This is a genomic window from Cellvibrio sp. (genome assembly GCF_053579595.1).
The window spans coordinates 1-6,583 of record NZ_JBRFPI010000259.1 but is presented as its reverse complement, the minus strand read 5'-3'; the positions used below and the strand labels follow the sequence as shown (position 1 = coordinate 6,583).

Sequence of the window (6,583 nt, the reverse complement as noted above, 5' to 3'; positions counted from 1 at the left end):
CCAATAATCGGCAGGTAATTGCGCTTTAGGCCATAACGCGCAAATCGGTTGTATGTCCTTTACGAAGGGAATACCAAAAAACGGGGTGCTCTGCTCAATATCACTCACTGATAATAGCGGCCAGTCTTCATTGCAAATCACGCTGTAGCGCATGCCTTCCGCAATGTTCATCAACTGCGCATTCTCCGATGACAAGGCCGATAAGGCCGCAAGCAAACGATAATCTTCTTTTTCTGCAAAACTAATCGCGCGCGGTAACAATACAGTGAGGTCGCGCGAGTAGAGCGACATAAATATCAATGATGAAAAAGTGCGCGGGGTTAAATGCAGCAATTCAGTTTGCTGGTTGCGTGGATGTTCATAGCTAATTTCCAGCGGCTCACCCTTCTCCTGCAATGCATTCAAGCGCTGCATTACAGTTTCTGCTTTTTGCACTATATCGCCAAATTCTGCCGCACAATCTGTTTGGGCAAGGCATTCATTATTCACCGCCACCAACGCCGCCATAGCATCGCGTGCAAAATATTTGGGAAGGGCGATACTCACAGGTGCCACGCCATCCAAAATAATCGTGCGCACCTGCTCTGGATAGCGACGCGCATATTCAAGTGCAACACGGGTACCGTAGGAACCACCCCAGAGATTAATTTTTTCATACCCTAATGCGATGCGCACCGCATCCAAATCCTGCACGGCATGTACTGTGGTATAGAAAGCAGCATTGTATTGATATTGTTCGGCGCAGTTTTTCACCAGTGCAATATATTTTTCAGTCTGCTCAGACTCCGGCAATTTCAAGTCTGCGGGCGATGCCTGCTCACAGCGCAGCGGATTGGATTTACCTGTGCCGCGCTGATCAACAAAAATTAAATCGCGATTTTTGCGCACATCCGCAAAAAAGCTGTGGATCTGGTTAGCCATCTCAATCGACGAGCCACCGGGCCCTCCCTGAATTAAAAAGAGTGGATCGGCATTGGCTACCGGGCTGATTGCAGGCAAACGTAAAATCGCCACACTAATGTCTTTGCTATTGGCATCAGCCGGATTTTCTTTCAGGATTAATTCGCCGCATTCCGCACCATACACCAGCGGGGGCTTACCGGTTTCCACAAATCCGGGGCAGGGCTTGAGAATGGAAACTGCAGCAGCTTTGCGCTCTATTTTTTCACTGCATGCGGGCAAAAGACCTAGTAGCAACAAGCACAAAATACCGTAAGCCGGCCAAGAGATATTCATTCATTCGTTCCTTATTTGTACAAATGTGAATTTAGTGATCACTGAGCAACTACTTATCCGCGAGCAATTCGCGCAGGCTAGCCAGTAATACTTTATCGGGAATTTCCAATTGCCGTGCCGCGAGCACCAGCTGCTCCAACTGCGGATGCAAGTGATGTAAACGTTCCTGCTCAGAATTTTTTTGTTTGTCCTGCGGAGCAATTTGCATCGGTTTACCGCGCTGCCGCATGAGCAAGCCTTCAACCTCCAACAAACTATAGGCTTTGGAAATCGTCATGGGATTGACTGCATGCTCAAACGCCAGCTCACGCACCGAGGGCAGTTCATCGCCCTCTTTCAATTGACCACCGGCAACCATGCGCCGAATCTGCTCGGCGAGTTGGCGGTAAATGGGGATGCCGGATTGGGGGTTAAGGGTAAACATTAATTTTTCACCCGAGCAAAACTCATATTCGGCGTTGCCTTTTTAGCTTGCCTGCGCAGGACTAAAGCCCCTGGTAAACAACAGCTAATAGCGCCCAGTATTAGTATCTCTGCATTTAATTTCCCACTGGACACAAGGCTCCAGCCAACCCCTGCAAGAAAAATTTGCATAATAATAATAAAGAAAATAGCAACCCCTAATAAATTGCTATTACCCTGGGTGCGACAATATAAATACCAGACAAAATGAAATAGCAGCCAATTGACCACCAACACTAATACACTATAGAGCACAACCCATTTTATCTGTAGATATTCAGGAAACACCCAATAGCAAGCAAGCGCAATCAATACACAAACAAAAAACAAATCAATTACTAGCGATAACATAAAATTCTTTTCAACAGCATTGAGCAGCTCCGCTCTGGTACCCGGAAAATAGAACCACACACGGCTAATGCTGGTAAACAGCCCGGTAAAATAACCCATTCCCGCGCTGCTCAAAAATGTCCAAAGAGTAATGGGGATTGCAACCTTCGCCATATCACTCATAACACTCCCATAATCGAACAGGGCTATCAAAACGCTAATACCCAATACGCAACATCCTCCTATCACTAACCAAATAATCACACGCGACACCACGTTACCAGTTACACCATTTAACAGATGTAAATAGAGCGATGCATGCGTGTAGCTATCTTTAATACGCGGCGCAAGCATATTGATGGGAAGCTTGGTCCAATGATTAGACGCTGCGAGTTGCGTGCTCTGCCAATTGCGCAATAAAAAAATATTTTCAAATTTTTTAGCTGGCGACCAGAGCAGCCACCAATATGAAAAACCGAAATTGGCCGCTAGTCCCACCATAAAAATCAGCCAGGGGGAAATGTCAAATGGTACGGCGAGCATAGACGCCACCATCCAAAAGATACCAAAGCAGAGCAGAGAAAAACTTCCAAACCACTTCAAGCACAACAAAAAAATAACTGAAACCAATGAAAATAATGACCAGTTCAAAATTACGCTATCGAGCGAAAATTTCATTTCCTTTAAAAAATACTGGCACACAGTAAGTAACATTGCCATTATCGTTAGCACCACCCAATAAATCACCAATGCGCGCTGACGCACACCGGAGATTAATCGCAGTTGTTTATTGGATGGCAGAGCGAGTAGCTGCCCATGCAGTACCAATACAGCGCTAAAAGACCAGATTGAAAACACGATCGCCCAGATACCGACGAAAACCAAACGCCAATCACCTATGTTGAACCAAGATCCAACGGCCACACTAAACACAGCAATAACGGTGACAACCATGCTGAGCATAAAGAGCCAATAGTGATAACGAGCAGGAACCATCAGCCAGCGAAACAAATGCCAATATTGGCTGAAACTATCCGCCATCATGGCGCCAACTCCATAAAGATATCTTCCAAACTTAAGTATTCCACCGCCACATCTGCATTAAATTCGCGCGCGAGCTGCTGTTCCATATCAGGCTGCCAACGCTGAATCGTCAATTGAGTTTGCAGCCCCTGGTTTTTTTGTTTCAGCAAGTATGGCCAGCGAATTTTTTCTGGTAGAGGTTCATTAGCTGTAAGCCTGACACGCACCAAAGTTTCCTTGAGTCCGTCCAATTCACTCTGGCAAACCAACACCCCGTCGCGCAATATCCACACCTGATTGGCCACTCGCTCGACATCATTGACTATATGCGTAGAGAATATGACTGCACGATTTTCATCAGCCGCAATTTCAACCAACTGTTGTAAAAATTGGCGGCGGGCAATAGGGTCAAGACTGGCGACCGGCTCATCCAACACCAATAGTTCTGGCTCATGTGCCAATGCCAGCAGTATTGATAATTTTTGGCGCTGCCCGACTGACATTTTGCCAACATAGGTATCCATCGGGATTAACCAATCGATAATTAAACGATCCACCAAGGTTTGATTCCAACGAGACTGGTAGGCCTTAAATAGTGAGAGATGTTCCCATCCATTCATCCCCACTAACAACTCATCTTGCTGCGGCACAAATCCAATGCGCTGTTTAATCTTGCCATCTATTTCCGTCGCATTGACTTGCCAAAGTGTTGCTTCACCTGAAGCAGGAAAACCAAACCCCAAAATTGTTTCCAGCAGAGTGGTTTTTCCAGAACCGTTTTTACCGAGCAATGCGATCACTTGCCCGGGCAATACCTGCGCACTGATTCCTTTTAACACAGTAACACCGCCGAGTTTGCGTTGAAGATTATTTAACCGTACGGGAACTGACATAAAAACTCCTTGGATAACTAATGCGCAAAAAAAATTATTCAGTAATTTGATACGACTTGATGTTGTAACCGCGCTTTTTTAACTGCGCAAGCAAACCGTCTTTACTACTGAGATGCAAACTGCCCACCAACACCAACTCCACCTCGGGCGTTGTAAACATCTGCTCAATTTTGGGTAACCATGCTTGATTGCGCGCAACCAATAACTGTTGATAAATTTCCGGCGTTTCTTTGCGCATATCCGCCGCCATTTCTTTATCTAGCTTTTCCAACTCTCCTGCACGCCAATAGCCAACCGATTTTTCCAACATGCCATCCATTTTGTGCAAATCGCGTAGCGTGGCTTTAATGATGAGATTGGCATCTACATCGGCGAGCATTGTTAAATGCGTTAACACTTCACCAGTTGTTTCCAATTCCTGTACGGCTTTTCCACTGACGATTGCCTTCTGATAAAAATAGGCGTCCACGCCCTGCCCCACACCAAAGCCCTGCCGCTGCATTTCTGCAATCGACAAACTAAGGCTCACAAACATGGCTTTAAACATGCTCATTTGCCCGAGCGGGAATTGACGCTCATCGGCAAAGGATTGCAACTCTTTCCAGAGTTTCGGCTGCAAATCCTGGGATAAATTTTTTCCGTCGCTGTACATAAATGCCTGCGCCATCTGCTGGCCAAATTCGGGCGAGCTGGCTTTTTTCATATCGGTTTCGAGCACCAGAATTTTGGCGTTTTCGTAAGCTTGTTCAAATTCCGGCGGAAGCGGGTAATCGCTATTGCGCAGCACATGGATGGTGCCGCCGAGATAAATTTTTTGATCGCCTTTGGTGATTTCATAAAGGCTGGTTTCTGCATTGGCAGAAAGACTGATGAATACCAACAAACCGGTAATTAATCTAAAACAGGATTTCATGGCTCACTCCCTGGTTGGTTGCTTATTAGGTAAATGGTTTATGGGGTGTATCACATCAAATCAATGTGTATTACTACACTAATACACAATTTCACCATTGGCAAGTAGCGAGCTAAAAACTGTTGGGGATGTCGCAATAAATTTCAGGCAAAAAAATACCCGGACGAATCCGGGTATTTTTCATAAGCATCAACAAATGGTTAATTATCAGGGGGCAAGTGCGTCCAAGCCAATCACGCCCAACGGACTGCTCAACCCTGCACCATCGCGCGCGACTGCGGTATAGACCATCGCGTTGGCAAAGGTGAGTGTGGCTTTGATCGCTTCAGTTTTGGTGCCGGTGGGCGCAATGATCACATCGTAGCTACCGGCAGCCAATGACACATACCCGGTATCTGCCTTAAACGGTACGTTGCTGAACGCAGGCATGGCGTTGGCGATGGAAGCACCTGCGGCAACCACGTAGATATCCACATTGCCTGCGAGTGTTGACGCATGCACCAGGCGCACTTTCGCTTCAGTCGCCACTTTGCGATTGTTATCGGTCAGCAGCAGCGGCTCAATGTTCGCGAGTGCACCGACAGCGAGCAAGCTGTACTCCATACCGTTGGCGAGCGGGACATCGGCACTGATTACCACTGGCGTTGTTACACCGGTTGGTACCACTTTGAAGTTGTAGGTCGCCGCAGGCAGGTTCAGGTAATTAGTGAACGCCGGGAAGGCAAGATTGCTGATTGCCGGAGTCACGCCATTGTTTGCCAACACATCAACCGCCGGTGCATTGGCCGACGCATGCACCACACGCAAATTCGCACCTGCCGCTGCATCGCTCAGCACCGCCACATTGGCACCATCCAACACCGCCAGTTGAATGGGCGATGAACCTGTTCCGACATTGGGCACAGCGCCGATCAGCAAGTCTTTACCGCTGGTGAGGGCAACTGAGCCTGAATCAAACACGACTGTGTTGTTGGGCAGGGTGACGCGAATGCGATAGGTTCCCGCAGGAACTTCCAATGGGCCGAGGGTTTCTTTGAATGAGAAACTGCCGACAGAAGTTGCGTCTGAGATGGCATCGCCAGGCGCTGTCACATGCACTTTCACTTCTGGCGCAGCGGCAGCCAAGTGTGCAACACGCACGCGCACGTTGTTGGCATTAGCGAGCTTGCCCATATCGCTCAAGATAAAAGGTTCGATATTGGCAACCGAGTTGACTGCAATGACGTCATAACGGGTATTGCGCTCCAATTCCAAATCAACCGGGCCGATCACTACTGCATTGCCGCCGGGGATAATGCCTTCAACAGCGACATTATAAGTATCGGCATCCAGCTCCAGATAACCGGTGGATTTCTGGTAATCCAAACCTGACGCGGCCACCGCACCATCCACCCACAAATTCACTTTGGGGGCATCGGCGGATGCATGGAACACACGTACTTGGGTTTTGTTAGGAGCCAAGCCATCCAAACCAATCACGCCCAGTGCAGCGGTCAAGCCAGCACCGTCGCGGGCGATGGCGGTATAAACACCACCAGCCTCAAGCGCAACGCCGACTTTAATGGCCTCGGTTTTGGTACCGGTTGGCGCAATCACAACATCGTAGTCAGCAGGCTTCAGGCTTACATAACCAGTGCTGGCTTTGAACGGAATGTTGCTAAACGCAGGGGTCGCAGTTGCTATGCCCGCACCGGGTGCGGTGACATAAATATCCACGTTACCGGCG

6 protein-coding genes are annotated in these 6,583 nt (G+C 48.0%); all 6 read right to left on the bottom strand.

The annotated features are described in order from the left end of the window. On the bottom strand, nucleotides 1-1,236 hold a 1,236-nt coding region (locus tag ACWA6V_RS14985; RefSeq protein WP_449523248.1), incomplete at its 3' end, for an alpha/beta fold hydrolase. Nucleotides 1,237-1,285: 49 nt separating this feature from the next. Next, a complete protein-coding gene (locus tag ACWA6V_RS14980; protein ID WP_449523247.1) occupies nucleotides 1,286-1,660 on the bottom strand; it encodes a GntR family transcriptional regulator in 375 nt (124 codons plus the stop codon). Next, a complete protein-coding gene (locus ACWA6V_RS14975; protein ID WP_449523246.1) occupies nucleotides 1,660-3,072 on the bottom strand; it encodes a hypothetical protein in 1,413 nt (470 codons plus the stop codon). Before ACWA6V_RS14975 ends, ACWA6V_RS14980 begins: the two co-directional genes overlap by 1 nt. Beyond that, a complete protein-coding gene (locus ACWA6V_RS14970) occupies nucleotides 3,069-3,944 on the bottom strand; it encodes an ABC transporter ATP-binding protein (protein WP_449523245.1) in 876 nt (291 codons plus the stop codon). The genes ACWA6V_RS14975 and ACWA6V_RS14970 overlap by 4 nt, the downstream gene beginning before the upstream one ends. A gap of 34 nt (nucleotides 3,945-3,978) precedes the next feature. Then, nucleotides 3,979-4,857 carry a TraB/GumN family protein gene (locus ACWA6V_RS14965; RefSeq protein ID WP_449523244.1) on the bottom strand — a complete coding sequence of 293 codons (879 nt, stop codon included), beginning with the start codon at nucleotides 4,855-4,857 and terminating at the stop codon, nucleotides 3,979-3,981. Between the two features lie 207 nt (nucleotides 4,858-5,064). Beyond that, a partial coding sequence (locus ACWA6V_RS14960) for a DUF4397 domain-containing protein (protein ID WP_449523243.1) occupies nucleotides 5,065-6,583 on the bottom strand: 1,519 nt, incomplete at its 5' end.

Coding starts and splice junctions, on each gene's coding strand:
- ACWA6V_RS14980 (WP_449523247.1), bottom strand. CDS start 1,660: ATGTTTACCCTTAACCCCCAATCCGGCATCCCCATTTACCGCCAACTC.
- ACWA6V_RS14975 (WP_449523246.1), bottom strand. CDS start 3,072: ATGATGGCGGATAGTTTCAGCCAATATTGGCATTTGTTTCGCTGGCTG.
- ACWA6V_RS14970 (WP_449523245.1), bottom strand. CDS start 3,944: ATGTCAGTTCCCGTACGGTTAAATAATCTTCAACGCAAACTCGGCGGT.
- ACWA6V_RS14965 (WP_449523244.1), bottom strand. CDS start 4,857: ATGAAATCCTGTTTTAGATTAATTACCGGTTTGTTGGTATTCATCAGT.